The organism is Luteitalea sp. TBR-22 (genome assembly GCF_016865485.1).
Lineage (GTDB): Bacteria > Acidobacteriota > Vicinamibacteria > Vicinamibacterales > Vicinamibacteraceae > Luteitalea.
On record NZ_AP024452.1, the window covers coordinates 3304241 to 3330583 of the forward strand.

A 26343-nucleotide genomic window follows, 5' to 3' on the forward strand; every position below is an offset into this window, starting at 1 on the left:
GCGAGGCGAACGAGGGTCAGCGGGCAAGGTTGTTCACCTGGGAGAGCATCTCGTCGGCGGTGCGAATCACCTTCGAGTTGGCCTCGTAGGCACGCTGGCCGAGGATCATGTTGACCATCTCCTCGACGATGCTGACGTTGGATTCCTCGAGGAACCCCTGCTGCAGCGTGCCGAGGCCGTCGGTGCCCGGCAGGCCGGTGATCGCGTCGCCCGACGCCGTGGTGACCGTGAACAGGTTGGCGCCCATGGCGTGCAGGCCGGCCGGGTTCTGGAACGCCGCGATCTGGATGGTGCCCACCTGCTGCGGCGCGCTCTCGCCGGCCAGGGTGGCCGACACGATGCCGTCCTTCGAGATGGTCACCGAGACCGCGTTCGACGGGATGGTGATCGAGGGCTCGAGCATGTAGCCTTCGCTGGTCACCAGCGAACCCTCCTGGTTCATGTGGAGGTTGCCCGAGCGCGTGTAGGCCGTCTGCCCGTCCGGCAGGGTCACCTGCAGGAAGCCGCGGCCCTCGATGGCCACGTCGTAGGGCGAGTTGGTCGCGCGCAGGTTGCCCGACGCGAAGTCACGGGCGATGGCCACGGGCTTGGCGCCGAGTCCGAGCTCGATGCCGACCGGGGCCTCGGCGGTGGCGTTGGTCGCGGCGCCGGGGGCGTTCACCTGCTGGTACACCAGGTCCTCGAACTCGACGCGGCTCTTCTTGAACCCCGACGTGTTCACGTTGGCCAGGTTGTGCGCGATGTTGTCGATGTTGGCCTGCTGCGCATTCATGCCACTCGCGGCGGTGTACATCGCTCGAATCATGTTGGTCCTCTTCCTGCCGATTACCGGTGTGCCGAAGTGCGGGCTCACCCTTCGGCCTTGGGCCTTGGGCCTTTGGGCCTTGGGCCTTGGGCCTTCGCGTTATGCGTCAAGCGTTAGGCGTTAAACGTTAAACGTCACCGTCGCCCCAACTCCGTGATGGCGCGGCCGTCGAGTTCCGTGCTGAGGATGTTCAGCCCCCGCTGCAACGCCTCGAAGCCGCGGGCGACCTCGGTGAGGGCGACCATCCGGTCGACCACCGAGACGTTGGAGGCCTCGAGCACGCCCGACCGCACCGAGACGTCGGCGTCGGTGGGCTGCGCCGAGGCCGGCGCGCGGAAGCGCCCGAGTTCCTCACGCTGGAGTTCCGAGTAGTCGCCGAAGTCCACGACGCGGAACTTCCCCACTGTCTGCGTCCCGACGCTCACGGTGCCATCGTCGGAGACACTCACCGGTCCACTGGCGCCCCTGGCGACCTTGAGCGGCCCGTTGGCGGTCTGCACCGGATGGCCGTCGGCGGTGGTCACCGTGCCGTCGGCGGCGAGCTGGAAGTTGCCGTTGCGGGTGTAGCGCGCGCCCTGCGGGGTGTCGACGACGAAGAAGCCCTTGCCCTCGATCGCGAAATCGAGGTCCCGTCCGGTCTTCTCCATCGAGCCGGGGCGGAAGTCGAGGTGCCCCGGTCCCGGCGTCACGTCGATGGCGGCCTGCAGGGCCTTGCCGAACGAGGGGCGTTCGGCGGCGTTCGTGGTGACCCGCTCGGACTTGTATCCGGCGGTCTTGGCGTTGGCGATGTCCGCGGCGAGCCGATCGAGCTGCTCCATCCGCGTCTGCAATCCACTCAGCGCTGCGTAAGTGCCACCTGCCATGTCTGCTCCGTCACCGACGGCGCCACGATCAGGTCTTCAGGGCCTGATGCACCGTCGAGACGTACCCATGCAAATCCCGGTCCCCACGTGTGCTGCCATGAAACCGCGCGTCCTGCGAGCGCAGCGTCGGCAATCCGTCGAGCGGCCTGGGCGGCTGACAGACGGCCGACACCCGACGGCCTGGCGGGTGCGGCATCGGTCCCGTAGGCCTCGAGCAACGCACGGAGCACGGCGTCGCTCACCAGGTACGGGCGCACGCGCAGGCCGGTCCCCGATTGCAGGGCGGCGATGGCCATCCGCGGGAGGGGCGCGCCCACGGCGATCCGCAGGGTTCCGTCACGTTCGAGTTCGAGCGGCACGACCCCGAGCGCGTGCACGACGGTGCGCGACAGGTTGGCGACCGGCTTGCGCACGGAGGTGGGATTGACCGATGTCAGGAATCCGACGCCCGACTGGCGAGCCAGGGCGTGCGTGATGGTGGGTTCGTCGACGGCGCCCATGGCGAGCAGTTGCGCGCCGAGGCGCAGGCCGCTGCTCGCCTGTCCGCCGAGCGCGCGTTCGAGTGTCTCGGCGGTGATGCTGCGCGAGGCGACCAGGGTGGTGCCGAGTCGCACCGGCGGCATGGTCGGCACGCGGGCGATGACCGGCGGCCGCAGGGCCTCGAGGCGGCGCGCCGTCGCGTCGGCGAGGCAGCCGGGGCTGCAGAACCACTCGCCGTCGAAGGTCAGGCCGCGGCGCAGCCAGAGCGCCACGCGCCAGGTGCGGCACTGCTCATGCGCGCAGCGAGCCACGGGCAGCCTCCATCTTGCGGGTGCGCCCCGACGCGCTCGCGTCGGCCAGGGAGAGGCGCAGCCGGACCTCGCCCTCCGAGACCTGCTCGGCGGCGGCAATCTCCTTCACGGAGCGCCCGCGGCGGGTGGCAGCGCGCAGGCGCGCCGCGGTCGGTCGGACGGCCGGCGCGGGGGTCGGCTGATGCACGACGGGCTGCCCGCCCGGGGCCGCGAGGCGCTCGAGTTCGGTGGCCACCTGGCGGAAGCCGGTCTCGGTGGTATCGGTCAGCAGGTTGAGGCCTTCCTGCAGGCGCGCCACGCGCTGTTCCAGTTCCACGGTGTGGCGGAGGGCACGCACCAGGCGGGCCGCGACCAGCAGGATCACGCCGGTGGAGAGCGCCAGCAGCGACATCAGGACCAACATCGGGATCGTCATCATCAGGCTCCCTACATCTGCAGGCTGCGGAGGCGGTCGGCGGGGCTGACCACCTCGTTGACGCGCACGCCGTAGCATCCCGACACCACCACGACCTGTCCGCGAGCCACGAGGTGGCCGTTGACCAGGAGGTCGACCGGATCGTCGGGAGAACGTGCGAGGTCGATCATCGACCCCGGCCCGAGGCGGGCCAGGTTCTCGAGCGTCATCTGCGTCTCGCCGAAACGCACCGTGATCGGCAGTTCGATGTCGAGCACGACGTCGAGGTTGCGCGGCGGCGGCATGGCGGCGGCCACCGGGACCGGTGCCGGCGGCGCCGCCGGCGGCGCGGGCATCGCCGCTGCCGCGGGGCGCGCCGGCTCCGGGGCCAGGCCGGCGATGGTGCGGCCCCAGGCCACCAGGCGGATCGGGTCGGCCGCCCCGACCATCAGGTCGTAGTACTGGGCGTCGGGCATCAGCGGCGTCGCGCCCGGCCCGGGTGCGTCGACCGTGAGGGTGAGCCCCTTGCCCTCGCCGTGCACGTGCGCCCCGGCCGCCTGGCCGAGGAGCTCCTTGAGCGTGTCGACGATGTCGGCGTCGGTGACCAGGCTGGGATCGCCCAGGATGGCGGCGACCAGTTGCGTGGCGCCGTCCTGGCTCAGCCCGACCCACACGGTGCCGACGGCGCTGCCGCCGACCTGCACCGGCACCTGCCAGTCGACGGTCGCCCCGCCGACCGTCGGCATGGTGCGCACCGCCGTGCCGGTCATCGCGCCGAGCGACTCGCCGAGGTTGGTGGCGAGGGCGTCGAGGAGGGACTTGGTGTCACCCATTGACGGCCTCCGGGTGGGTCGCGCTGGACACCTGGTGCAGCAGCCGGACGCCGGCGTGGCCGTTGTCCTGCATCGGGAAGGCCTCGAACTTCACGGTGTCGCACACCCGGACCTGCAGCGGATCGCCAAGGCGATGGCCGAGGGCGATGACGTCGCCGGGCTCGAGGTCGAGCACGTCGCGGGCCGGCAGGGTCGTCTCCACGGTGGCCGAGACGTCCACCGGCAGGTGGCCCAGCGTGCGCCAGAACTGCTGCCGGTCGTCCATGGTCGGCTCGCGGTGGGTGCGGTACCAGGTGTGGGTGAACGAGTCGCCGACGGTCTCGATGGCGGTGGCCGGCAGGCAGAAATTCAACATTCCGCGGGCGTCGCCGATCTTGATGTCGAAGCCGATGAGGACGACGACTTCATTCGGGGCCGCCACCTGCAGCATCTGGGGACGGGTGTCCCGACCATTGACCCGGAAGCGGACGTCGACGATGTTGCGCCACGTCTCGGTGAGGTGCTCGAGCACCAGCTTGACCACGCCGTCGATCACGTTGTGTTCGATCTCGGTCAATCCGCGCGTCGGCGCCATACCCTTCCCCGATCCGCCGAGCATCCGGTCGATCATCGAGAAGGCCACCGACGGATTGAGCTCCAGCGCCCCGAGCCCCTCGAGGGGGGTCAGGGAGATGGCATAGAACGCCGTGGGATCGGGCAGCGACATCAGGAACTCGGAGTACGTGAACTGCTCCACCGAGGTGACGTTGACGTCGGTGACGGTGCGCAGGTACGCCGAGAGCGACGTCGAGATGTTGCGCGCGAAGCGGTCGTGCAGGAAGTGGAGCGACCGGATCTGTTCCTTGTTGACCCGGTCGGGGCGGCGGAAGTTGTAGACGATGACCGACTCGCCCTCGAGGGGCAGGTCGTTGACCGCCGCCTTCTCCAGGTCCGCGGCCGACGTCAACAGCGCGTCGATCTCGTCCTGGGAAAGGATCTTGCTCACGCCTGCGCCTCGGGTTTCTGCAGCCGGGCCTTCAGGCTGCTGCGCAGCCGCGACAGCGCCAGCGAACGGAGCTGCGACACGCGCGACTCGCACACGCCGATGACCGCGCCGATCTCGGCCATGGTCATCTCCTCCTCGTAGTACAGCGCCAGGATCTGCCGCTCGCGCTCGGGCAGGTCCATGATCGCCTGCGCGAGGAGCATCCGCAGTTCCTTGCGTTCGAGCTGGGCGTCGGGGCCCTCGTCGACGTCGATGCACAGCTCGAGGAGCGGCTGCCCGTCCTCGCCGGTGGCGTCGAGCTGACGGATGGCGCCGACCTCGAGGGTCCGCACCTGGTCGATCGCCTTGTCGTACTCGGCCGGCGACATCTGCATCTGGCCGGCGACCTCGTCCTCGGTCGGCTCGCGCTTCAACTCGGCGCGCAGCTTGGCGACCGCGCCATCGAGCTCGCGGCGCATGCGGCGCAGCGAGCGCGGCGCCCAGTCGAGGTCACGCAGCGCGTCGAGCATCGCGCCCTGCACGCGACGGCGGGCGAAGGCGTCGAACGGCACGCCCATCGAGGCCTTGTACCGGCCCGCGGCGTCGATCAGCCCCATGACCCCGACGCTGATCAGGTCGGTCATCTCGACCTGCGCCGGGAGGCGCTGAGCGAGGCGATGGGCCATCGCCTTGACGAGACCGACATGGGCGATCACGAGCTGATCGCGGTCCACATAGCTCGCCTGATGGGACATAACCGACACGGCCTCTTCTCCTGTCCGGCGCTTTCGCGCGGGGGCGTTCATGCGTGCACCACGGGCACCTGCCCGAGCAGGCACGCGGCGAGACTTTCTGGATCCGCTTCGACCAGGTCCTCGGGGACTCGCTGGCCCAGGCCGATGAGCGAGACCGGCAGCGCGCGCTGGCGGAGGGCGCGCACCAGCGGCATCACGGTCTCGGCCTCGTCGACCTTCGACATCACGACGCGATCGGCACCGGCCATGGCGAACCGGTCCCAGATCCGCTCGAAGTCGCGCGGCGTGGTGCTGCCGGGCACGACCAGGTGCGTGTGCACGCCGGGCAGGGCCGACAGCGCCTCGAAGAAGGCCGCCGCCTCCTCGTTGGCCGGCGACAGGCCGGGCGTGTCCACCAGCACCGGCAGCTTGCTGCTGGCCACCGCGGCCCCGACTTCCTCGGGCGTGCGCGCCACCACGAACGGGCTGCCGATGATATCCGCGTAGAGCCGCAGTTGCTCCACGGCGCCGACCCGATACCCGTCGGCCGCCACCAGCCGGAACCGGCGCTCGCCGCGGGCCCGTGCCTGCGCCGCGATCTTGGCGATGGTCGTCGTCTTGCCGACGCCCGGGGGGCCGATGAAGACGTTGACGTCGCCGAGCGCCAGGCCGCGACTGGCCACCGGCGCCAGCGAGGCCGCCAGGGCCTGCCGCAACTGGCCCTGCGAGATGTCGCGACGCCGCGCCTGCGGAATGGCCTCCACGACGTCCTCGGCCAGGTCGCGATCGAGGCCGGTCGCAATCAGGCGCGCCACCAGGCTGTCGGTGACCGGCGGCTGGGCGCCGCGGGCGTGTGCGGGGTGTGCGGTTTCGGACTCACGGGACCGTCGGTTCTCCGACACCCCGGCCGGCGCGAATGCCGAGACTTCGACCTCACGCCCGCCCAACCAGCCACGCCAGCCCGAGGCCGGCACGAGGCGCGTGCCCAGCACGAGGGCCGAGGGCCCGAGGGCCTCCCTGGCCTGGGCAAGGGCGTCACGAACGCTGGAACTGCGAAAACGCTGAGGAGTCATGGCCTATTCGAGGACGGCAACCGGTGCGACCTTCACGTGCGGAGGCACTTCGCTGTGCGAGAGGACCCCCATCTGCGGGAGCACCCGGGTGAACAGTCGCCACAGGTGCGGACGCAGTGCTGGCGAACACAAAAGCACAGGCTGTGCCACCGCCGTTTCGAGGGCCCGCGCGATGCGCGACGCCATGTGCTGCGCGTCGTTGGGGTCGATGGCCAGGACGACCCCATGCTCGGTGCGGACGATGGCCTGCATCAGGCGCTCCTCGAGCGACGGCGCCAGGTTGATCGTCGGCAGCTCGCCCTGGTCGGTCTGGTGCTGCCGGCAGATGGCGCGGCCGAGCGCCTGCCGGACGGCCTCGTTCAGCTGATCGGGATCCTTGGTCTGCGCGCCGGCGTCGGCCAGGGCCTCCAGGATGGTGGTGAGATCCTTGACCGGCACCCGCTCGCGCAGCAGCTGGCGCAGCACGCGCTGCACGTCGCCCAGGCCGAGGAGCTTCGGGATCAGGTCGTCGACCAGCCGCGGCGACGCCTGCGCGACACGGTCCACCATGTCCTTGGTGTGCTGGCGCGTCAACAGGTCGGGCAGGAAGTTCCTGATGATCTCCGACAGGTGGGTCGACAGCGCCGTCGTCGGGTCGACCACCGTGTAGCCGGCCGCCGTGGCCGCCTCGCGCTGCTCGGCACGGATCCACAGGGCGGGCAGGCCGAACGCGGGCTCCCGGGCGTTGGTGCCGTCGATGGCCGCCGTGGCGGTCCCCGGGTTGATGGCCAGCAGGCGGTCGGGCATCAGGTCGGCGCGCGCCACCTCGACGCCCTTGACCAGCAGCGCATACGTGCGCGGCCCGAGCTGCAGGTTGTCGGCCACGTGCACCGGCGGGACGATCATGCCCGTCTCGGTGGCGATCTGCCGGCGGATGGACTTCACCCGCTGCAGCAGCGTGCCGCCCTGCCGCTCGTCGACGAGCGAGATGAGGGCGTACCCCACCTCCACGGCCAGCGGGTCCACCGAGGCCAGGTTCTCGACGCTCGGCTCGGCCTGGATCGGCGCCCCGCCGGTGTCCAGCGCCTCGTCGGACAGGTCGCTGGCCGCCGGCTCGCGGTTCATGTAGGCGGCCAGGCCGAAGGCCGCGGCGACGAGGAAGAAGGCCAGCTTCGGCAGGCCGGGGACCAGGCCCATGAAGAACAGGAAGGCGGCGCCGATGGCCAGCGGCTGCACGCGCGTGAGCAACTGCCCCGCCACGTCCTCCCCCAGCGACGACTCCGACGAGGCGCGCGTCGTGATCAGGCCGCCCGACATGGAGACGAGCAGCGAGGGGATCGCGGTCACCAGGCCCTCGCCGACCGTCAGGATGGTGAAGGTCCTGGCCGCGTCGACCAGTTCCATCTCGTACTGCATCACGCCGATGATCAGGCCGGCGACGATGTTGACGCCGGTGATCAGCAGCGCCGCCAGCGAGTCGCGCTGCGTGAAGCGGATGGCGCCGTCCATCGCGCCGTAGAAGTCGGCCTCCTTGCGGACGTTGTCGCGACGCCGCTTGGCTTCCTTCTCGTCGATCGTGCCGGCGTTCAGGTCGGCGTCGATCGACATCTGCTTGCCGGGCATGGCGTCGAGGGTGAACCGCGCCGTCACTTCCGAGATGCGCACCGCGCCGTGGTTGATGACCACGTACTGGATCGCGATCAACACCAGGAACACGACGATGCCGACGACGAAGTTGCCGCCCACCACGAACTGGCCGAACGACATGATGACGTGGCCGGCGGCATCGACCCCCTCGTTGCCGTGCAGCAGGATCAGGCGGGTGGACGCGACGTTGAGCGACAGCCGCAGCAGCGTCAGGAGCAGCAGCAACGACGGGAACACCGAGAACTCGATCGGGTCCTTCACGTAGACGGCGGTCAGCAGCAGCACCACCGACAAGGCGATGTCCACCGACAGCAGCAGGTCCATCAGGACCGGCGGCAGCGGCAGCACCATCAGCGCCAGCACCAGCAGGACGACACCGGGCACGAGCAACTGGGACGGCCCGAACGGCTTGGGATGGGAGGACACGCGCGTTCTCCTCTACCTCACAGCACCAGCTGCTTGAGGCGAATCAGGTACGCCAGCACCTCGGCCACCGCCTCGAACAGGTCGCCGGGGATGGACTCGCCCACCTCGACCTGCCGGTAGATGGCCCGCGCCAGCGGGGGGTTCTCGACGATGGGCACGCCGTGCTCGCGGGCGATCGTGCGGATCTTGAGGGCCAGGGCATCGGCGCCCTTGGCGACGACCTCGGGTGCGCTCTGGCCGCGCTGGTAGCGGAGGGCGACGGCGAAGTGCGTCGGGTTGGTCACCACGACGGTCGCCCTGGGGACGGCGGCGAGCATCCGCTTGCGCAGCATCTCGCGCTGCACGCGGCGGACCCGGGCCTTGATCTCCGGGTTGCCCTCCTGCATCTTCATCTCGTCCTTGACTTCCTGCTTGGTCATCTTCAAGGACTCGAGGGTGCGCCACTTCTGCACGCCGAAGTCGGCCGCCGCCAGCGCCAGCAGGGTGATCACCGCACGCTTGAGGAACGCCACCGCATGCCCCCACGCGCTGATCGCCGAGGCCTGCGGCGCGACCATGGCGAAGCGCGGCGCTTCGTCCATCAGGCTCCGGACCGCCAGCCACGCCACCCACCCCACCACCGTGGCGGCGATGACCGTCTTGAGCAGGTTGAGGCCCGCCTGGTTGGGCGCGAGGCGCTTGAAGCCGTTGGACGGGTTCAGGCGGTTCAGGTCGAACTGCAGCGCCTCGGTGGCGATGATGAAGCCACCCTGCGCCTGCGTCGCCGCGGCGGTGGCGACCACCGCGGCCACGGCGAGCGGCGCCACCAGCCACGCCAGCTGCCAGACGCCCTGCAGCGCCAGGTTGACGACCTCGCCCGAGGTGATCGCCTGCGCCCGCGCGTCGCCCATGCGCGTGATGCCCGACGCCATCACGGTGCCGAGGCCGGCCATCATCGACGGCCCCCAGTAGGCCAATACCATCAGCGCGGCGCCGAGGTGGAAGGCGTCGTTGAGATCGCGGCTGCGCGCCACCTGCCCTCTCCTCTGGGCATCCCGGCGGCGCTTCGCGGTCGGTTGTTCTGTGCGGTCCTCGGCCATGGCGTCAGTGCAACGCGGCGGCCGTCCGGGCGCCGAGGGTGAGCGCCTGCGGGAAGGCGCGCGTCAGGATGTCGGGCAGCACCCGCAGGGTCAGGGCCAACGCCATCCAGCCGATGAGGAGGCGCACCGGCGCGGCCGTGACCATCAGGTTCAGCGTCGGGGCGACCCGCGCCATCACGCCGAGCCCGACCTCCACCAGCAGCAGCGTGATGACGATCGGCGCCGAGAGCCGCACGCCCAGCGTGAACATCAGCCCGAACATCCCGGCCGTCATCTCGGCCAGGTTGGTCGCCACCGCGCCGCCGCCGATGGGCAGCGCCTCGTAGGAGGCGGCGAGGGCGCGCAGCAGCTCGTGGTGCGCGTTGGTCACCAGCAGCACGATGACGGTGATCGATCCGTAGAGGGCCGCCAGGACGTTGTTGCGCACGCCGCTCTGCGGGTCGACCAGGGCCGCGTACGAGAGCCCCATCTGGAACCCGGTGAGGTAGCCGCCGAGTTCGGCGCCGGCCTGCAGCAGGCGCACCGTCATCGCCAGCGCCAGGCCGATCAGCGCCTCTCGCACCATCACCGCGATGAGCATCCCCGAGGCCAGCGTCCGCGGCACGCCGATGACCGGCGCCATGAAGGCCGCCAGCACCAGCAGCAGTCCGATCTTGGCCATCGTCGGCGCGTACGTCCCGCCGTACAGCGGCGTCGCCATCACGATCAGGCTCGGGCGGATCAGCGCGATCACGAACACGAGGAGCGGCGACAGGTCCATCTACCGCACCAGTTCGGGCAGCCGCGTGACCATCTGCCGCGTGAACCCCGACATCAGCCGGAGCATCCACGGGAAGGTGACCGCGAACGTGAGGAAGATCGCGGCGGCGCGCGGGATGAACGCCAGCACGTTGTCCTGGATGCTGGTGACCGTCTGGAAGATGCTCACCAGCACGCCGGCCACCAGGCCGGCCAGCAGCATCGGCAGGCTGACGAGGATGGCCAGCTCGATGGCCTGGCGGACGATACCGACGACGAGGGCTTCGGACATGGGGGCCTCAGAGGAAGCTGCGGACCAGCGACGACACCAGCAGGTTCCAGCCGTCGATCATCACGAACAGCATGATCTTGAACGGCAGCGAGATCATCGCCGGCGGCAGCTGCAGCATGCCCATCGACAGCAGCGTGGTGGAGACCACCAGATCGATGAGCAGAAAGGGGACGAACAGGTAGAACCCCATCTGGAACCCGGTCTTGATCTCCGAGAGGATGAAGGCCGGGATCACCACGCGCATCGGCAGGGCGTCGGGCGTGTCGGGCCGTGGCACCTTGCCGAGCTCGACGAACAGCGCCAGGTCGGTCTCGCGCGTCTGCTTGAGCATGAAGCCGCGCAGCGGCGGCGTGCCGCGCTCGAGCGCCTGCGTCACCGTGATCTGGTCGTTCATGAGCGGCTGCACGGCGGCCTGGTTCACCTGCTCGCCGACCGGCGCCATCACGAACACGGTGAGGAACAGCGAGAGGCCGATCAGGATCTGGTTGGACGGCGCTTCCTGGGTGCCGAGCGCCTGCCGCAGGAAGTGGAAGACGATGACGATGCGCGTGAACGCGGTCATCGTCATCAGGATGGCCGGGATGAAGCTGAGGAGCGTCAGCAGCAGCACGACCTGCAGCGGCGCCGAGATCGCGCCGATGCCGTCGATGTCGATGCGGGTGTTGCCGGCAGCCTGCGCGAGCACCGGCGCGGCCAGCGCCGCCCACACCGCCAGGGTGGCTGCTGCGGTGACCAGGACGCGGCGCATCACGCCTGCCCCCTTGCCGACGGCGCCTGGCCGACCTGCGCCGCGAGGGTGTCGGCAAAGGCGGCACCGGCCGCCAGCTCGGTGACCAGCGAGACGTGCATGGGCGTCACGCCGAGCAGCAACCGGCGCCCCTCGACCTGCACGATCACGAGCTGGCGGCGATCGCCCAGCCCCACGGCGGTCTCCACCTGCACGGCGCGGGCGCCCTTGCGCCCGCCCTGCCAGCCGCTGCGGCGAATCAGCCACAGGCAGCCGGCCATCAGGCCGATCACCACCATCAGCGAGAGCAGGGTGCGCACGACGCCAGGGCCGTCGGACCAGCCCGGAGTGACGGGCACGGCCTGCGCCTGCGCCAGCAGGAACGTGGTCACGCCAGCGCCTCGCTCGCCGCCTTCTGGCGGAACTCGGTGAGCCGCAGCGACACGCTGTCGTCGATGATCACGACCTCGCCGCGCGCCACCGGCACGTCGTTCACGAGCACGAACAGGTCCTGCCCCGCCGACTGCGCGAGGCGCACGACGCTGCCCCGCTGCAGGCCGAGGCAGGCGCGCAGCGTCATGGAGCCGCGGCCGAGGATGACGTCGACGCGCATCCTGACGTCGCCGAAGCTGGCCAGGGCCGGCGGCAGCGACAGGTCAGTACTGGATGACGAAGTCGGAGAAGAGGACATCGAGCACCTCGTGGTGGATCGCCTTGGCCGTCTGCGCGGCAATGGCCTTCTTGAGGGCGGCCTTGCCTTCCGCCGTGGCGATGTCGGCCGACTTCTGCGTCGACAGCAGGTCGAGCACCACCGAGCGGGCCCGGGCGACCGGGAGCTTCTCCTCCTCGATCTCCTTCAGCGCGGCCTCGTCGGCGTCGATCACCAGCTGCACGTTGGTGCGGAGGAACCGTTGCGCCTCGGTGTCGGCCAGGTTCACGGTGAACACGTCGAGCGGCAGGAGCGCCCCACCCTCCTTCGCCTCTGCCTCGTGACCGCCCTCGCCGTGCTCACCCGCCTTGGCCTTGCCCGGATCGCTGCCCTGGGAGGCGGCAGCCGCCGCAGCCTTCTGCCGGGCGTAGTACCAGTAGCCGCCACCGCCACCCCCTGCCAGGAGGACCACCAGGCCGAGGATGAGGGGGAGCTTGCCCTTCTTCTTGGGGGCGTCGTCGGACTTCGCGGCAGCTTTGCTCATGGACACTCCTGCGTCCGCGCTCAGGCGGTCACCAGGAGAGGGAGCAAGGCTGATGCCGCGCGCCGGCGGCGAGGCTGGCCAGCGGCGCGATTAAAGAAGCGCGGAAAAGTGCCGATTTCGCAGGATTGGCCCGCCGGGCGCGGCCAGGTGGCCGCCGTTCCCCCGGCGGGTGTGACGGTGCGGCGACACCGGGCGAGTCAGAGGAGCATCTCGAATCGGGCGCCGTCGCCGCGGGCCTGATCGCGGTCGCGCCGGGGCTGGCGATGCGGCGCCTCCTCCCCGTCGGGCTGCGACTGCCCGCCGGACTGCCGCTGGTCGTCGGGCGAGACCACCAGGTCGTCGAGGCGCAGGCCGGCCGCTTCCATCTGCTGCCGCAGCGACGACTGGTGCTGGAGAATCCACTCCTGCACCTGCGGGTTGTCGGCCTTGACCACCGCGGTCACCGCACCAGCCTCGACCTTGAGGGCCACGCTGACGTGGCCGAGCGCATCCGGTCGGAGGTGGAGCTTGGCCTCCCCGATGCCGTCCTTCCACTGCACCTTCAGCGACGCCACCACCTGGGCCAGCACCTGTTCGCCGGTCGCCACCGGGAGCGGCGCCGAGGGCGGTGGCGCCGCGCCGACGGGCGTCGTCGCCGACGTCGGCAGCGCCGAGGACAGCATCTGGGCGAAGGCGCCACTGGCGGCCGACTCGGTCGCCCGGCGCGACACGGGACCGCCGCCCTGCGCGAGACGCAGGAGCACCTCGGTGGCCCGCGACGCCGACGGCGACATCGAGGGCGGCGTCGCACTCGCCTCGACCGGCACCAGATGCACCGCGGCCCCTGGTGCGTCCGTCTGCGCGCCAACCGCCCGGCCCAGCGCCTGGGCCAGCCGGTTCGCGGTCGCGCCCGGCGCAACCTGGCCTCCGCCGGGCACGCGGTCGGTTCCCTCTCCCGCGGTCGTGGGGGCCGATCGGTCCCCGCCGCCGCTCGCGACACTCGAGCGGGCACGTATGTCTGCCGCGGGCGCGTGAACCGCGGGCGGGTCCGTGGACGTCGCGTCGGCAGGAGTGGCACCGACCGACGCGCGCTCCGCCTGGACGGGTACTCCCGCCTGGGCAGTATCAGGGCTGCCGCCCAGGGTCGCCTCGCCTGACGGTGTCGCGCTCGTCTCCAGGTCGGCCGAGGCCTGCCCCGTGGCGTTGGGCGTGCGGGCCATGGCGGCTGCCAATGGCCCCGTGGGCATCGCGGTGGGCGGTTCCTGGAGACGGCCGTTCTCGATGACGGGCGCCGAGGACGACGCCACGGGGTTCCCCGCGGGTGCGCCCACGACGAACGCTTCGCCGGCGAGCGGCGCTGCCACGACGAGCTGCGACCCTGGCGCCGCGGGGGGCTCGGCCGGTGACGTCGCGAGACGTTCGTCCAGCGCAAGGATCACCGCGTCCCCGCCGCCATCCTCGGCACCCACGTGTGCGCCGTCGGCTGACGGCGCCACGACCTCGGCCCAGGGGCCCGCCCCGAGCGCGAGCAGGAGCCACGGCGTCTGCGGGTCGCCGGGCGACGCCGTCCGAAGGTCGTTTCCCGGAACGGCCTCGTCCTCGCTCTCGGCGGCCTCGTGGCTCGACGGGCCAGGCGCCCCGGTGGTGGCGCGCGTTTCCGGGGAGGCTATCGACGAGGGCGACCGGTCCGCGGCCTCCTGCGGTTCCTGGTCCTGGACGGCGGCCAGCACGCTGGCAAAGCCCTGCCGGCCCTTGGCCTGGTGCGTTGCCGTGACGCCCCCGCGGGCCACGGCCTGACTGCGCGGCGAGGCCGCGGGGGGGCCGCCGGCGCGTGGTGAGGCAGGCGAGCCCGCCGGTCGGGAGACGGCCGACGGCACGGCGGCAGCGGTGGACGGGGCGAACGGGACGAGGCTCATGGCGGCTCCAGGCGCGTCGCACGGGCGGCCGCGAGGCCGCCCGGCGTGTCAGGTCACTACCGCTTCAGCTGCAGGGTTTCCTGGAGCACTTCGTCCGACGTGGTGATGGTGCGCGAGTTGGCCTGGTAGCCGCGCTGCGCCAGGATCATCTGCGTGAACTCCTGCGCGATGTCGACGTTGGACTGCTCGATCGCACTGCCGATCAGGGTGCCGCGCCCGCCGGTGCCGGCGGTGCCGACATTGGCGATGCCAGCCGACTGGCTTTCGCCGTAGCGGTTGGCGCCCAGCTTCACGAGGCCCTTCGGGTTGTTGAAGTTGGCCAGCGCCAGCTGACCCACCGAGACGGTCTGCCCGGCGCCGAACGTGGCGACGATCTGCCCCTCGGGGTCGATCGAGATGTTGCTGATCTGGCCGGCGGCCGACCCGTTCTGGGTGATCGACGAGGTCTCCGACGCGGAGGCGAAGTTGGTGATCGACGGCTTGTCGGCCGGCGGCGGCGTGATGTCCCAGGTGATGTTGGTGCCCACCGCGCCGTTGGCCCACGTCGCCGGCGCCGTGAAGGTGACGTCGGCGGCCGGCGCCGTCAGCTGGCCGGCGCCGTTGAAGGTCAGGTTGCCGGTCGCCAGCTGGAACACGCCGGTCCCGCCGTTGACTTCCGCCTGCGGCACGGTGGCCGTGTAGGTCCAGGCGCCGGCGCCGGTCTTCTGGAAGTTGACCGTGATCACGTGCGACGAACCGAGCGCGTCGAAGATCTTGATTGGGGTCGTGAAGTTGGGCGCGCCGGTGACATCGGCGTTGGCGTCGAGGTTGATCAGCGTGCGCACGTTGCTGGTGGCCACCGGCTGCCGGAGCACGCCCGGCGGCACGACGATGTCCTTCAGGCCGTTGGTGGTCACCACCTCGCCGGTCACGGGATCGAGATCGGTGTAGCCCTGCACGCGCCAGCCATCCGGAGTCACCAGCTCGCCGTCGGCGTTGAAGGCGAAGTTGCCGGCACGCGTGTAGGCGTTGCCGTTGTCGCCGCGCACGACGAAGAAGCCGCTGCCCTGGATGGCGACGTTGGTCGCCTCGCGGGTGTTCTCGATCGCGCCCTGGCTGAACACCGGGGAGATGGAGCCGGTGAGCACGCCGAGCCCGACCTGCATCGGGTTGATGCTGGTGCCGCCGACGGTCTGGCTCACGAGGTCGGCGAAGCTGACCGCGCTGCTCTTGTAGGCAATCGTGTTGATGTTCGCGAGATTGTTGCCGATCACGCTGAGGTAGGTGCCGTTGGCGTTGAGGCCCGACAACCCGGCGGAAAATGATCCGACTGCCATTTCACTTGCCTCCGTCTTTCGTGGTGCTGGTCCCGGTGGTGCCGGTGCTGCTGGGGGTGGTGGCTCCGCTCGTGCCGGACGTGCCGGACGCGCCCGTGTCGGTCAGCGTCACGCCGAGGGCGGTGCCGATCTGATCGAGCTTGTCGGAGATGATCGTGAGCTTCTCGAGCTGGCTGAACGTGGCCAGCTGCGCGATGAACTCGCCGTTGTCCTGCGGCTTGGTCGGGTCCTGGTTCTGCAGCTGCGTGGTGAGCAGCCGCATGAAGGCGTCCTGTCCGAGGTCGCGGGTGCCGGTCGCGCGCGTGGTCGCCTGCGCGGCGTTGGCGGCAAGGCCCTGTGCGGTGGTGGTGCCGATGGCCGATGTGCTCACTGGAAGTCTCCTGCCCTGCGCGCGGCCTTGATGGTCGCGAGTTCGTCGATGGCCTGCATCTCCAGCCGGGCCACGTCGGCGTCGTACGCCTGCTGCGCGCGATCCTTGAACCGGGCGAGGACCAGGCGTTGCTTGCGCGCCTCCTGCGCTTGGCGGAGCCGCAGGTCCCGGGTCTCGAGCCGGTCGCGGACGTCGAGGCGGGCAGCCTCCACGTCCCGTGTCTTGACGACAATCCAATTTCGATGCCACGTGAGCCGAATCACGTCGGCGCCGCCGCGCTCGGCCTCGTTGGCGGCGGCGTAGGCGTCGCCGAGACGGTTCTCGGCCAGCGCCAGGCCGCGTTCGGCCTCCTGGAGCTGCCGTTCGGCGCGTGCGAGGGCCTGCTGCGCCTGATCCTCGGCGCGCTGGCGCATCTGCAGGACGGGTTCGAGCCTAAAGCGGAAGCGAGCCATGCCGATTGTGTCGAGTAGGAAGGGCCAGCGCCTGCGCAAAGTGTCGGGCCTGCGACAGCCGTGGACGGGGCGCCATGCCTACAGCGCCTCGAGCGACGACACCGACGACTCGTAGTCCACGAGATCCTCGGCGGGCTGCTTCAGGAAGGCATCGATCGCCTCGCGGTGCGCCAGCGCATCGTCGATGCGGGCGCTGGAGCCGGCGACGTAGGCCCCGACCGACACGAGGTCCTCGTTCTCGCGGATCAACGCCATCCAGTCACGCACCCGACCGGCCTTCATCCGGTGCTCCGGCGTGGTCACGTCGGGCATGGTGCGGCTGACGCTCGGAAGGATGTCGATGGCCGGGTAGTGATTGCGCGCGCCGAGCGATCGCGACAGCACGATGTGGCCGTCGAGGATGGCGCGCACGTTGTCGGCCACCGGCTCGTTGGTGTCGTCGCCCTCGACAAGCACGGTGTAGATCGCCGTGATCGAGCCGCGCCCCTGCACGTTGCCGGCGCGCTCGAGCAATCCCGGCAGCAGGCCGAACACCGACGGCGGGTAGCCCTTCGCGGTCGGCGGCTCCCCTGCCGCGAGCCCGACCTCGCGCTGCGCCATCGCGAAGCGCGTCACCGAGTCCATCATCAGCAGGACGTTCTTGCCCTGGTCGCGGAACCACTCGGCGATCGCCGTGGCGGCATACGCGGCGCGCAGTCGGACCAGCGGCGGGTTGTCGGAGGTCGAGACGACGACCACCGAGCGGCGCCGGCCCTCGGGCCCGAGGTCGTGCTCGAGGAAGCTGCGCACCTCGCGGCCGCGCTCGCCCACCAGCGCGATCACGGCGACGTCGGCGGCGGTGCCACGCGCCATCATGCCGAGCAGCGTGCTCTTGCCGACGCCGCTGCCGCCGAACAGGCCGACGCGCTGGCCGCGGCCGACGGTCAGCAACGCATCGATGGCGCGCACGCCGGTCCCGATCGGCATGTCGATCGGCTGGCGGGCCAGCGGGTTGAGCGGTGGCGGGTGCAACGGCCCCACTTCGCTGGTGCCGAGCGGACCGAGGTCGTCGAGCGGACGGCACAGGCCGTCGATGACGCGTCCGAGCAGGGCGTCACCGACCGGCACCGACGCCGGACGGCCGCGCGAGACGATCTGGTCCCCCGGGCGAATCCCGGTGGTGCTGCCGAGCGGCACCGACTGCAGCAGGTTGTCGCGGAAGCCCACGACCTCCAGCATCAGCGGCGGAGCGCCGTCACGCGATTGCAGTTCGCAGAGCTCGCCGACGCGGACGCGCGGTCCCTTCGACTCGACGAGCAGGCCGACGGTGCGCACGACCTGGCCGACCATCGGCAGCGGGTCGGCCGAGGCGACCTGTTCGTGATAGCGCGCCAGCGAGAAGCCGCCAGCAAGGTCGATGAGGGCCATCAGGCGACTCCGCGGCGGCTGACCGGCGAGACGACGGGCTCGCCGAGCACGGCGCGTGCGATCTCGTCCACCTGCGCGTCGACCGACGCGTTGATGAAGCCGAACTCCGATTCGACGAGGCAGCCGCCGCGGGACACGGAGGGATCAGGCAGGATCTCGACCTGCCGTCCGCTGAGCGGCGTGACCTGCCCGGCCGTCACCACGGTGTAGTCGTCGGGGTGGAGCCGCACCGTGGCCGGCGCAGCGCCACCAAGACGCTCGAGCGCGATGTGGGCCAGCGCCGCGGTCAACTCGGGGTCGACGCTGACTTCCCGCTGCAGGATCCGCCGCGCGATGGCCACCGACAACTGCACCAGCTCGCGCTCGGTCTGGCGCACCATGTTGTCGCGCAGGCCCGAGAGCTCCTCCAGCGTCTGCGCCAGGCGCCGCAGCATCGCCTCGGCGCGCTTGCCGCCGGCTTCCAGCCCGGCGCGCTCGCCCTGGGCATAGCCCTTGGTGAAGGCTTCGCGCTCGAGGGCCGCCAGCTGCGCTTGCTGTTCGGGCGTCGGCTGGTAGGGCTCGGGTGCGGCCGGCGGCGGCTGGTGGCCGACCACGGGCATCGCCTCGAGCGGCGCCCAGACGTCGCTGTTGCTCCCGCCCGGGCGCCCACCGGTTTCGGTGGGGCTCCAGGCGAAGCGCTCCACCGGCAGCGCCTCGCCGCGGATCCGTCGCGTCCTAAGTGACATACGGCTCCCCGGCGGCGGCGCCCGTCTGCAGCAGGCCCTCTTCCTCGAGCTTGCGCGCGATGCCGACGATCTCCTGCTGCGCCTTCTCCACCTCGCGCAGGCGGACGGCGCCGAGCAGCTCGATCTCTTCCCTGATCATGTCCACGGCGCGCTTGGACATGTTCTGGAAGAAGCGGTTGCGGATGTCCTCCGACGTGCCCTTCAGCGCGATGGTCAGCACCTTCTTGTCGGCGCGCTGGACGATCTCGCGCAGCGCGTTGTCGTCGACGTGGAGCAGGTCGTCGAACACGAACATCAGGTGGCGGATCGACACGGCCAGTTCCGGGGCCTGCGCCTCGATGGCCTCGAGGACCGGCTGGCTGATGCCGCGATCGATCCGGTTGAGGAGCTCGGCGACCGCGCGCACGCCGCCGTACGACTCGTGCGTGCTCGCGCCGAGCGACTTGAGGCGCTGCTCGATCACCGCCGAGATGCGGGAGATCACCTCGGGCGAGATCTCCTCCAGGTTGGCCATGCGCGTGACGACCTCGACGCGCAGGTCCTCGGGAAGGCTCTGCATCAACTGCGCGGCCGGCCCCGGCTTCAGGTGCGCGAGGATGAGCGCGATGGTCTGCGGATGCTCGCTCTGGATGAACTTGGACAGCTGCTGCGGATCGGCCTTCTCCAGGCCGTTGAAGGCCATCGACGACTCGAAGGTCTTGACCACGCGATCGAGCACGCGCTTGGCGAGATCCGGTCCCAGGGACTTGACCAGGAGCTTCGATGCGTAGTCGACGCCGCCCTTGGTCACGTACTCGGCGGCCTTCCACATGGTGTGGAACTCCTCGAGCACCTCGGTCGCGGTCGCCGCCGGCACGGGGCCGAGCAGGGCCACCTCGCGGGCGATCATCTCGATCTCCTCCTCGTTCAGGTGCTTGAAGAGCTCGCCGGAGGCGTTCTCTCCCAGCAGCACCGTGAGGATGGCGGCCTTGCGCACGCCATTGAGATCGGTCATCCGCGGCATCAGGGCCGTGGTCATCACCGCGCTCCCTTGCTCTCGGCGAGCCAGCCGCGCACCAGCTTGGCGGCGCTCTCGGGTTCCTTGTGCGCGAGGTTGGCGACGCGGCGCGTGAGCACCGGCTGGCGACGGTCGCCCTCGACCGGCGTGGCGTCGAGCTGCGCCTCGATCTCGCCCTCGATCTCCTCGATGGTCTTGGGCAGTTGCTGCGGCATGTTGATGGTGGCGTGGTCGTGGGCGCCCGGCACCGTCAACAGGCGACCGACCACCGGCCGCACGAACAGCAACAGCACCATGGCGACCATCAGGAGGATGGCCACCACGCGCACGGCCCCGCTGCTCTGGTCGGAGACGCGCTGCCAGAGCGTGGGCGTGACGACCGGCTCGGGCACCGGGGCCTCGAACGCGATGTTCTCGACGGTGACCTGATCGCCGCGCTGCGCGTCGAGGCCGATCGTCGCCGCGACGAGCTTCTGGAGCTTCTGCATCGCGGCCGGGTCGCGCGGCTTGCGCTTGGTCGTCACCGAGCCGTCCTGCGCCACCGTCGACACGTGCTCGTCGTCGACCAGCACCGCGACCGAGACGCGGGCGACCTCGCCGCGCGGGCGGATGGTGTGCGTCACGGTCTTGGAGATCTCGTAGTTGGTCAGGTTGCTGCTCCTGGCCAGTCCGCTGGTGGTGACGGCCGGCGTCGGCGTCGGCGCGACGGGGGTGCCGTCGGGCGCGACCGGCGCCGGGAGGTTGCCGCGCGCACCCGCCACGCCGGCAGCCACCGCGGCCTGCGAGCCCTCGTAGGTCTCCTGCTTGCTGCGGATGACCGGGTCTGGGTTGAAGTCTTCCTTGGTCTGCTCCTCGGAGGCGGCGTGCAGGCGGACGTTGACGTTGGCGCGGACGCGCTCGACGCCGACCACCGGCTCGAGCAAAGCGACGACCCTCGTGGCGAGATCGCGCTCGTACTTCTGCTGCTTCTCGAGGTCGATCCCGGCCATGTCGCCCGAGTCGGGGCTCATCTGCCCGCGCGCCAGCGGACGGCCGTAGTTGTCGATGATCACGACCTGCTCGGGACGGAGCCCCTCGACGCTGGCCGCCACGAGGTTGGTGATCGAGGCGGCGGCCTGCGGCGCCAGCGCGCGAGAGCCCTTGAGGGTCAGCGTGACCGAGGCCTTGGCAGGCTGCTCCTTGGCGCCGAACAGCGACTCCTTGGCCATGGCGATGTGGACGCGGGCGGCCTGCACCTCCGAGAGCGTGGTGATGGTGCGCGCGAGCTCGCCCTCGAGGGCCCGACGATAGTTGACGTGCTCGAGGAACTCGGTCTGGCCGAACGCCACCTTGTCGAAGATCTCGAAGCCGATGCGGCCGCTGGCCGGCATGCCCTCGCCGGCGAACTGGAGCCGGAGGTTGTCGGTGCTGGCCACCGGGACGAGCACCGTGCGGCCGCCGTCCTGGAGCTGATAGTCGACGTTGTCGGCCTTGAGGCGCTCGACGACCCTGGCCGCCTCTTCGGCGTTCAGGTCGCTGAACAGCACACGGTACTCGGTGCGGTTCAGGTACCACGCCGACCCGATCACGAGCGCGAGGACACCGACGAACACGGCCACGAGGGAGACCAGTTGGCCGGTGGAGAGCGAGGCGCGCACGGCCTTGCTCCTCTCGACCACGGACTGCCACTGCACGGGTAGGAATGCCACGATGAACCCTGACTCTCTCTGCGGCGGAGGGCGTGCCCTAGACGGGCATGCGCATGATTTCCTGGTAGGCGTTCATCAGCTTGTTGCGCACCTGCACGCCGAACTGCAGCGTGAGGTCCGCGCGCTGGAGGGCAATCATCGCGTCGTGGACGTCGGTCTGGCCGGCCAGCATGCCGTTGACGGCCTGGTTGGCTCCGGCGTGGCTCTGCTCGACCGTGTCGACCAGTCGGGAGAGCGCCGCGCCGAATCCCTCGCCGCCATCGCCGCCGAGCGACGACGTGGCGGGGACGGCGCCGGTGCCGACGCCGGTGATGACCTTGGCAGTGATTGCGTCGATGGCCATGGCTACGACCTTCCGAGTTCGAGGGCGCGCGACACCAGGTCGCGAATCAGGTTGATGGCCGTGAGGTTGGCCTGATAGGCGCGCGAGGCGCCCACCATGTCCACCATCTCGACGGCCGGATCGACGTTGGGCAGCTCGACCACGCCGTCCTTGTTGGCGTCGGGATGCGAGGGGTCGTACCGCAGCCGTGGCTTCGAGGTGTCCTCGACGATGGCCGCGACCTTGACGCCGGTGGCCGAGGCACGCCCGAGGACGCCGTCGAAGCTCTGGACGGTGTCCGACGCCAGCACGACGTCGCGGCGGCGATACGGCTTGCCGCTCTCGGTGCGAGTCGTCTCGGCGTTGGCGAGGTTGGAGACCGCCACCTCGATGCGCGTCCGCTCGGCGGACAGGGCGCTGGCGGCAACGTTGACCGCGCTGTAGAGACTCGACATGCCCGCTCCTTACCGGCTCTCGTTCAGGGCGTACCGCACGAGGCGGAACTTGGCGGCCAGGGCGGTCTGCGCGCGAGCGAACTCGCCAGCCGCCGTGGTCATGTTGAGGAGTTCGCGGTCGACCTGGACGGTGTTGCCGTCGCGACGGGCGGCGTCGTCCTGCCGTTCCCGGGTCGACACGCCGCTGGCCGAGCCGGGACCGCCGCCGAGGTGCTTGCCGTTGGTCACGGCCAGGCGCGCGCCGCCGACCTGCTGGTCGAGCGTCTCGTCGAAGTCGACTTCCTGGGCCTTGTAGCCCGGGGTGCTCAGGTTGGCGAGGTTGCTCGCCGACACCACCTGCTTGGCGGCTGCCAGGCTGAGGGTGCGACGCAGCGCGCTCATCGTCTGCGCGTCGGAGGTGGGAAAGGAGATCGGCATCGCTCGTCCGGGGTTTCAAGATCCGCGTCACGGTGCCGATTTCCGGTCCGGACGCGTTTCACCCAGCGGTAGAGCAAGAACGACGCCATCCCGTCACCGGATGGCGCCCCTGCCAGATCCCGAAGCTTTTTCGCATTTGCCGTCGGCTCGGCCTCGTCGTGGAGCGTCGGAGCACCGACGCTCGGTCAGCCGAACGGCCACCGGTCTACATCGTGCGGGCGCGGAGGGCCGCTTCGATGCGGGTCAGGCGGGTCTCGATGCCGTCGAGTCGGAGCAGCAATGCCTGCCGGAGGTCCACGGCGTCCTTCTGGGACACCTGCCGGGTCAGTCGCTTGTTCTCGGCGTGCAGGACCTGGATGTCGTGGATGCGCTGCAGCACGACGTCGATCTGCCCGAGCGAGAACGGCTTGGTCAGGTAGTCGTAGGCGCCGAGCCGCACCGCCTGAATCGCCGAATCGAGCGAGGCAAACCCGGTGACGATCACCACATAACAACCGGGATTGGCCGCCCTGGCCGCCCGGAGCACCGCCAGTCCGTCGACGCCAGGCAGGTGCAGATCGGTGATCACCAACGAAAATCGGTCAGGCTCCCGCTCGATGGCCAGGAGTGCCGCACGGCCGTCGGCCGCGCCCACCGCCTCGTAGTTGCGCGCGCGGAAGTACTCCGAGAGCAGTTCCCGGATGTCCGCCTCGTCTTCCACGATCAGTACTGCCGGGCGTTCCTGCCGCTGGGCCACGGTGTGTCCTCGGCGTCATCCTATCCGAGGACACGCTCAGGTGTGATGGGCGAGACCTGTGCCATCGACGACTGACGACCGGCCGACGCCTTCCCGTCATCGCCCCGGTTCACCCTAAAGGTGTACTGTCGGCAGACCGACAATCCTGTTTGACATGCGACATACTTCAGCCCAATACTGGGCTCCGCGTCAGGTCGCCCTGCTGACGGTCGTGCGACCGCCGGCGCCCCACGCGTCGTGTCCGGTACGGAGGTGCCCGTGACAACCCGCCCCCAGCCATCGGTTCTCGTGGTCGAGGACGAAGCCGAGCTTCGTCAGACCATTGCCGAATCCCTCACGGAGCAAGGCTTCGTCGTGGCCCAGAGCCCCGATGGCGCCGATGCCCTGGACCGGCTCAAGGGCTTTGCCTACGACGCCATCGTCATCGACCTGCGCCTGCCTGACGCCGACGGCCTGGACGTGCTCGACGCCGCGGTGGGTCGCTACCCCGACATCCTGGCCGTCATGGTCACCGGCTTCGGCGGCGTGGCCGAGGCCGTGTCGGCGATGCGACGTGGGGCGATCGACTTCCTCATCAAGCCGTTCCAGCTCTCCCAGCTCAACCGGATCCTGACCACCTCCCTCGAGCAGCGCCGGTTGCGGGAGGAGAACGCCGAACTGCGCGCCCAACTGCGTGACCGGTACCGGTTCGACAGCGTGATCGGCCACAGCTCGGCCATGCGCCACGTCTTCTCCACCCTGGAGTTGGTGGCGCCGATGAACAGCACCGTGCTGATTCAGGGCGAGACCGGCACGGGCAAGGAGCTGATCGCGCGCACCATCCACCACAACAGCCCGCGCGCCGATCAGCGGTTCGTTGCCTTCAACGCGGCCGCCATCCCGGAACCGCTGGCCGAGGCCGAGCTCTTCGGCCACGCCAAGGGCGCCTTCACGGGCGCCGTGCAGGCACGCGTCGGCCGGTTCGAACTCGCCCACCGGGGCACGCTCTTCATCGACGAAGTGGCGCTGATGAGCCTGCAGATGCAGGCCAAGCTGCTGCGCGCGCTGCAGGAGAAGGAAATCGAGCGGGTCGGCGAGAGCCGGTCGATCAAGTTCGACGCCCGCATCATCGCGGCCAGCAACCTCGACCTCAAGAAGATGGTCAAGGACGGCACGTTCCGCGAGGATCTCTACTACCGGCTGCACGTGATTCCCATCACGCTGCCGCCGCTGCGCGACCGCAAGGAAGACATCCCGCTGCTGGCCCGGCACTTCGTGCAGAAGTCCTGCCGCAACAACAACCTGCCGCCGCGCACGTTGACCCAGGACGCGATGCGGGCGCTCATGAACTACAGCTGGCCGGGCAACATCCGCCAGCTCGAGAACGCCATCGAGCACGCCGTGGCGATGACCGGTCAGGACACCGAGATCCAGGCGCGCGCGTTGCCCGAGGACATCTCGGCCCCGGCGGCCTCGCTACTCCTGCCGACCGTGGCCATCCCCGACGAGGGGATCAACTTCACGCAGGTCGTGTCGCAGCTCGAGCGCGAGCTGATCGTCCGGTGCCTCGAGAAGACCGGCGGCAACAAGCGCCAGGCCGCTCGCCTGCTCCAGTTGAGCCGGACCACGCTGATCGACAAGCTGAATCGACTCAACGTCGCCACGCCGCCCGACGACATCAGCGCCACCGCCTAGCCCGCGAGCCAGCGGGCACACACCGGAACGCGCACGAAGAAGAGGGGAACCGGCGCTGCCGATTCCCCTCTTCTCGTGAACGCGGGAAGTGTGCCGCCTACTTCGCCGGAACCCGCAACTCGACGCTCGACGGCGCCGTGAACCGCAACGCCCCGCCGGCCGCGTTGGCCAGCGCTCGACTGGCGGTGAGCCCGAGCCCGACCGCGCCGTCGCGCGTCGTCATGAACGGCGCGAAGTAGTCCCCTTCGCGCGCCTGGTCGATGCCGGGCCCGTTGTCGCTGACCTGCAGCACCAGCTGGCCGCCATCCCGCCCATAGGTCAGGCGAATCACCGGATCGGGCCGCCCCATCAGCGCCTGCTCGGCGTTGAGCACCAGGTTCACCACCACCTGCTCGAAGTGCTGCGAGTCCATCCTCGCCAGGTGGGTCCCGTCGCTCAGCGGCTCGACGTGGACGGTGACCCGGGCACGCGCAAGGTGGTAGCGCCTGAGGTTCAATGCACGGTCGAGGCTGCGGGCGACGTCAGTGACCGGCGACGCCTCGTCTCGACGCGCGTAGCCGAGCAGTTCGCGCAGCAGCCCCGAGCACCGCACCGACTGCCCATGGATACGTTGCAACTTCTGTGCGACGTCGTCGGAGATGCCGGGCCTTGTCGCCAGGATCTCACCGAGTCCCCCGATGACCTGGAGGGCGTTGTTGATCTCGTGCGTGACGTTGGGCAACACGAGTTCGAGCGTGATCAGGCGGTTGGCGAACACGAGATCGCCGGCACCGAGGTCGCGCGCGGGGGCGCCGATGGCCTCGGAGGGCACCGGCAACGGTTCGGAAGGGGACACGTCGCTCCTTTGCGACGGTCATCCTACCTCAAGCCGCCGTGGGTGGGGCCGATTAGGCCCCTGAGGCAGCAGGGGTCGGGCAGGCCGCCCGCCCCGGACCGGCAAGTCGGAGGCGTATGCGCTTTCTCGTGGTAGACGATTCGTCGACGATGCGACGCATCATCATCAACACGCTCAACAAGATCGGCTACACGGACATCGTGGAGGCCGGCAACGGGCGCGAAGGAATCGATCGGGTGTCGGAAGGCCCCGTCGACCTGGTCATCACCGACTGGAACATGCCGGAGATGAACGGGATCGAGTTCATCCGCGCGCTGCGGACGATGGACGGAAAGGACAAGCTCCCCGTACTGATGGTCACCACCAATGCGGCCAAGGACGACATCGTCGAGGCGCTGCGGGCGGGGGTCAACAACTACGTGGTCAAGCCCTTCACGCCCGAAACCATCAAGGAAAAGATCGACGCGGTGCTGGCCCACTAGGCCCACCCAGGAGCGGACCATGGCATCACCGGCC

The 26343-nt window shown here is 70.1% G+C and carries 31 protein-coding genes; 2 read left to right on the forward strand and 29 right to left on the reverse strand.

The annotated features are described in order from the left end of the window. Nucleotides 1-16: 16 nt before the first annotated feature. The 28 genes from flgG to TBR22_RS13745 all read right to left on the reverse strand — a co-directional run bounded on the left by flgG (nt 17) and on the right by TBR22_RS13745 (nt 23318). Nucleotides 17-805, reverse strand: a complete 789-nt coding sequence (gene flgG / locus TBR22_RS13610) for a flagellar basal-body rod protein FlgG (protein ID WP_239488386.1) — start codon at nt 803-805, stop codon at nt 17-19. Between the two features lie 134 nt (nt 806-939). Continuing rightward, complete coding sequence (locus tag TBR22_RS13615; protein ID WP_239488387.1) at nt 940-1668, reverse strand: flagellar hook-basal body protein; 729 nt, start codon at nt 1666-1668, stop codon at nt 940-942. Continuing rightward, nucleotides 1641-2459: a hypothetical protein gene (locus TBR22_RS13620; RefSeq protein ID WP_239488388.1), complete on the reverse strand. Its 819-nt coding sequence runs from the start codon at nt 2457-2459 to the stop codon at nt 1641-1643. The genes TBR22_RS13615 and TBR22_RS13620 overlap by 28 nt, the downstream gene beginning before the upstream one ends. Continuing rightward, entirely contained in the window at nt 2440-2874 is a 435-nt protein-coding gene (locus TBR22_RS13625) for a hypothetical protein (protein WP_239488389.1), read from the reverse strand. The genes TBR22_RS13620 and TBR22_RS13625 overlap by 20 nt, the downstream gene beginning before the upstream one ends. A gap of 11 nt (nt 2875-2885) precedes the next feature. Continuing rightward, entirely contained in the window at nt 2886-3686 is an 801-nt protein-coding gene (locus TBR22_RS13630; RefSeq protein ID WP_239488390.1) for a flagellar motor switch protein FliN, read from the reverse strand. After that, nucleotides 3679-4671 (reverse strand): flagellar motor switch protein FliM, encoded by a 993-nt coding sequence (gene fliM, locus TBR22_RS13635; protein ID WP_239488391.1) that lies wholly within the window; start codon nt 4669-4671, stop codon nt 3679-3681. The genes TBR22_RS13630 and fliM overlap by 8 nt, the downstream gene beginning before the upstream one ends. Next, nucleotides 4668-5456: a sigma-70 family RNA polymerase sigma factor gene (locus TBR22_RS13640; protein WP_239488392.1), complete on the reverse strand. Its 789-nt coding sequence runs from the start codon at nt 5454-5456 to the stop codon at nt 4668-4670. The genes fliM and TBR22_RS13640 overlap by 4 nt, the downstream gene beginning before the upstream one ends. After that, nucleotides 5453-6457 (reverse strand): hypothetical protein, encoded by a 1005-nt coding sequence (locus TBR22_RS13645; protein WP_239488393.1) that lies wholly within the window; start codon nt 6455-6457, stop codon nt 5453-5455. Before TBR22_RS13645 ends, TBR22_RS13640 begins: the two co-directional genes overlap by 4 nt. A 3-nt stretch (nt 6458-6460) precedes the next feature. Further along, the gene (gene flhA, locus TBR22_RS13650) at nt 6461-8509 is read right to left on the reverse strand and encodes a flagellar biosynthesis protein FlhA (protein ID WP_239488394.1); all 2049 of its coding nucleotides are present in this window, start codon (nt 8507-8509) and stop codon (nt 6461-6463) included. Nucleotides 8510-8526: 17 nt separating this feature from the next. After that, complete coding sequence (locus TBR22_RS13655) at nt 8527-9522, reverse strand: flagellar biosynthesis protein FlhB (RefSeq protein ID WP_370651343.1); 996 nt, start codon at nt 9520-9522, stop codon at nt 8527-8529. A gap of 70 nt (nt 9523-9592) precedes the next feature. Continuing rightward, nucleotides 9593-10348, reverse strand: coding sequence for a flagellar biosynthetic protein FliR (locus TBR22_RS13660; protein WP_239488396.1), 756 nt, complete (start codon nt 10346-10348; stop codon nt 9593-9595). Then, on the reverse strand, nt 10349-10618 hold the full coding sequence (locus tag TBR22_RS13665) for a flagellar biosynthetic protein FliQ (protein ID WP_239488397.1): 270 nt from the start codon (nt 10616-10618) through the stop codon (nt 10349-10351). Between the two features lie 7 nt (nt 10619-10625). Further along, nucleotides 10626-11366: a flagellar type III secretion system pore protein FliP gene (fliP, locus tag TBR22_RS13670; RefSeq protein ID WP_239493493.1), complete on the reverse strand. Its 741-nt coding sequence runs from the start codon at nt 11364-11366 to the stop codon at nt 10626-10628. Beyond that, entirely contained in the window at nt 11366-11737 is a 372-nt protein-coding gene (fliO, locus tag TBR22_RS13675; protein ID WP_239488398.1) for a flagellar biosynthetic protein FliO, read from the reverse strand. Before fliO ends, fliP begins: the two co-directional genes overlap by 1 nt. Next, entirely contained in the window at nt 11734-12036 is a 303-nt protein-coding gene (locus tag TBR22_RS13680; RefSeq protein WP_239488399.1) for a FliM/FliN family flagellar motor switch protein, read from the reverse strand. The genes fliO and TBR22_RS13680 overlap by 4 nt, the downstream gene beginning before the upstream one ends. Further along, entirely contained in the window at nt 12002-12538 is a 537-nt protein-coding gene (gene fliL / locus TBR22_RS13685; RefSeq protein WP_239488400.1) for a flagellar basal body-associated protein FliL, read from the reverse strand. Before fliL ends, TBR22_RS13680 begins: the two co-directional genes overlap by 35 nt. Before the next feature lie 197 nt (nt 12539-12735). Next, complete coding sequence (locus TBR22_RS13690; protein ID WP_239488401.1) at nt 12736-14433, reverse strand: flagellar hook-length control protein FliK; 1698 nt, start codon at nt 14431-14433, stop codon at nt 12736-12738. A gap of 56 nt (nt 14434-14489) precedes the next feature. Continuing rightward, on the reverse strand, nt 14490-15749 hold the full coding sequence (locus TBR22_RS13695) for a flagellar hook protein FlgE (RefSeq protein WP_239488402.1): 1260 nt from the start codon (nt 15747-15749) through the stop codon (nt 14490-14492). Between the two features lies 1 nt (nt 15750). Further along, nucleotides 15751-16119: a flagellar hook capping FlgD N-terminal domain-containing protein gene (locus TBR22_RS13700; protein WP_239488403.1), complete on the reverse strand. Its 369-nt coding sequence runs from the start codon at nt 16117-16119 to the stop codon at nt 15751-15753. Beyond that, nucleotides 16116-16571 (reverse strand): flagellar export protein FliJ, encoded by a 456-nt coding sequence (locus TBR22_RS13705; protein WP_239488404.1) that lies wholly within the window; start codon nt 16569-16571, stop codon nt 16116-16118. Before TBR22_RS13705 ends, TBR22_RS13700 begins: the two co-directional genes overlap by 4 nt. 78 nt (nt 16572-16649) lie before the next feature. Beyond that, a complete protein-coding gene (locus TBR22_RS13710) occupies nt 16650-17978 on the reverse strand; it encodes a FliI/YscN family ATPase (protein WP_239488405.1) in 1329 nt (442 codons plus the stop codon). Further along, nucleotides 17978-18703, reverse strand: a complete 726-nt coding sequence (locus TBR22_RS13715; RefSeq protein ID WP_239488406.1) for a FliH/SctL family protein — start codon at nt 18701-18703, stop codon at nt 17978-17980. Before TBR22_RS13715 ends, TBR22_RS13710 begins: the two co-directional genes overlap by 1 nt. Next, a complete protein-coding gene (gene fliG, locus TBR22_RS13720; protein WP_239488407.1) occupies nt 18693-19721 on the reverse strand; it encodes a flagellar motor switch protein FliG in 1029 nt (342 codons plus the stop codon). The genes TBR22_RS13715 and fliG overlap by 11 nt, the downstream gene beginning before the upstream one ends. Beyond that, nucleotides 19721-21388 carry a flagellar basal-body MS-ring/collar protein FliF gene (gene fliF, locus TBR22_RS13725; RefSeq protein ID WP_239488408.1) on the reverse strand — a complete coding sequence of 556 codons (1668 nt, stop codon included), beginning with the start codon at nt 21386-21388 and terminating at the stop codon, nt 19721-19723. Before fliF ends, fliG begins: the two co-directional genes overlap by 1 nt. A gap of 37 nt (nt 21389-21425) precedes the next feature. Continuing rightward, nucleotides 21426-21731 carry a flagellar hook-basal body complex protein FliE gene (gene fliE, locus TBR22_RS13730; protein WP_239488409.1) on the reverse strand — a complete coding sequence of 102 codons (306 nt, stop codon included), beginning with the start codon at nt 21729-21731 and terminating at the stop codon, nt 21426-21428. A 2-nt stretch (nt 21732-21733) separates the two neighbouring features. Continuing rightward, nucleotides 21734-22165, reverse strand: coding sequence for a flagellar basal body rod protein FlgC (gene flgC / locus TBR22_RS13735; RefSeq protein WP_239488410.1), 432 nt, complete (start codon nt 22163-22165; stop codon nt 21734-21736). A 9-nt stretch (nt 22166-22174) separates the two neighbouring features. Next, nucleotides 22175-22582 (reverse strand): flagellar basal body rod protein FlgB, encoded by a 408-nt coding sequence (gene flgB / locus TBR22_RS13740; RefSeq protein WP_239488411.1) that lies wholly within the window; start codon nt 22580-22582, stop codon nt 22175-22177. 205 nt (nt 22583-22787) lie between these two features. Next, a complete protein-coding gene (locus tag TBR22_RS13745; protein WP_239488412.1) occupies nt 22788-23318 on the reverse strand; it encodes a response regulator in 531 nt (176 codons plus the stop codon). A 258-nt stretch (nt 23319-23576) separates the two neighbouring features. On the opposite strand from TBR22_RS13745, the gene TBR22_RS13750 reads away from it, so the two are divergent. Further along, the gene (locus tag TBR22_RS13750) at nt 23577-24992 is read left to right on the forward strand and encodes a sigma-54 dependent transcriptional regulator (RefSeq protein ID WP_239488413.1); all 1416 of its coding nucleotides are present in this window, start codon (nt 23577-23579) and stop codon (nt 24990-24992) included. 97 nt (nt 24993-25089) lie between these two features. On the opposite strand, the gene TBR22_RS13755 is transcribed toward TBR22_RS13750, so the two are convergent. Beyond that, entirely contained in the window at nt 25090-25827 is a 738-nt protein-coding gene (locus TBR22_RS13755) for a sensor histidine kinase (RefSeq protein ID WP_239488414.1), read from the reverse strand. A gap of 116 nt (nt 25828-25943) precedes the next feature. On the opposite strand from TBR22_RS13755, the gene TBR22_RS13760 reads away from it, so the two are divergent. After that, nucleotides 25944-26309: a response regulator gene (locus TBR22_RS13760; protein ID WP_255664930.1), complete on the forward strand. Its 366-nt coding sequence runs from the start codon at nt 25944-25946 to the stop codon at nt 26307-26309. The last annotated feature ends 34 nt before the right edge of the window (nt 26310-26343 follow it).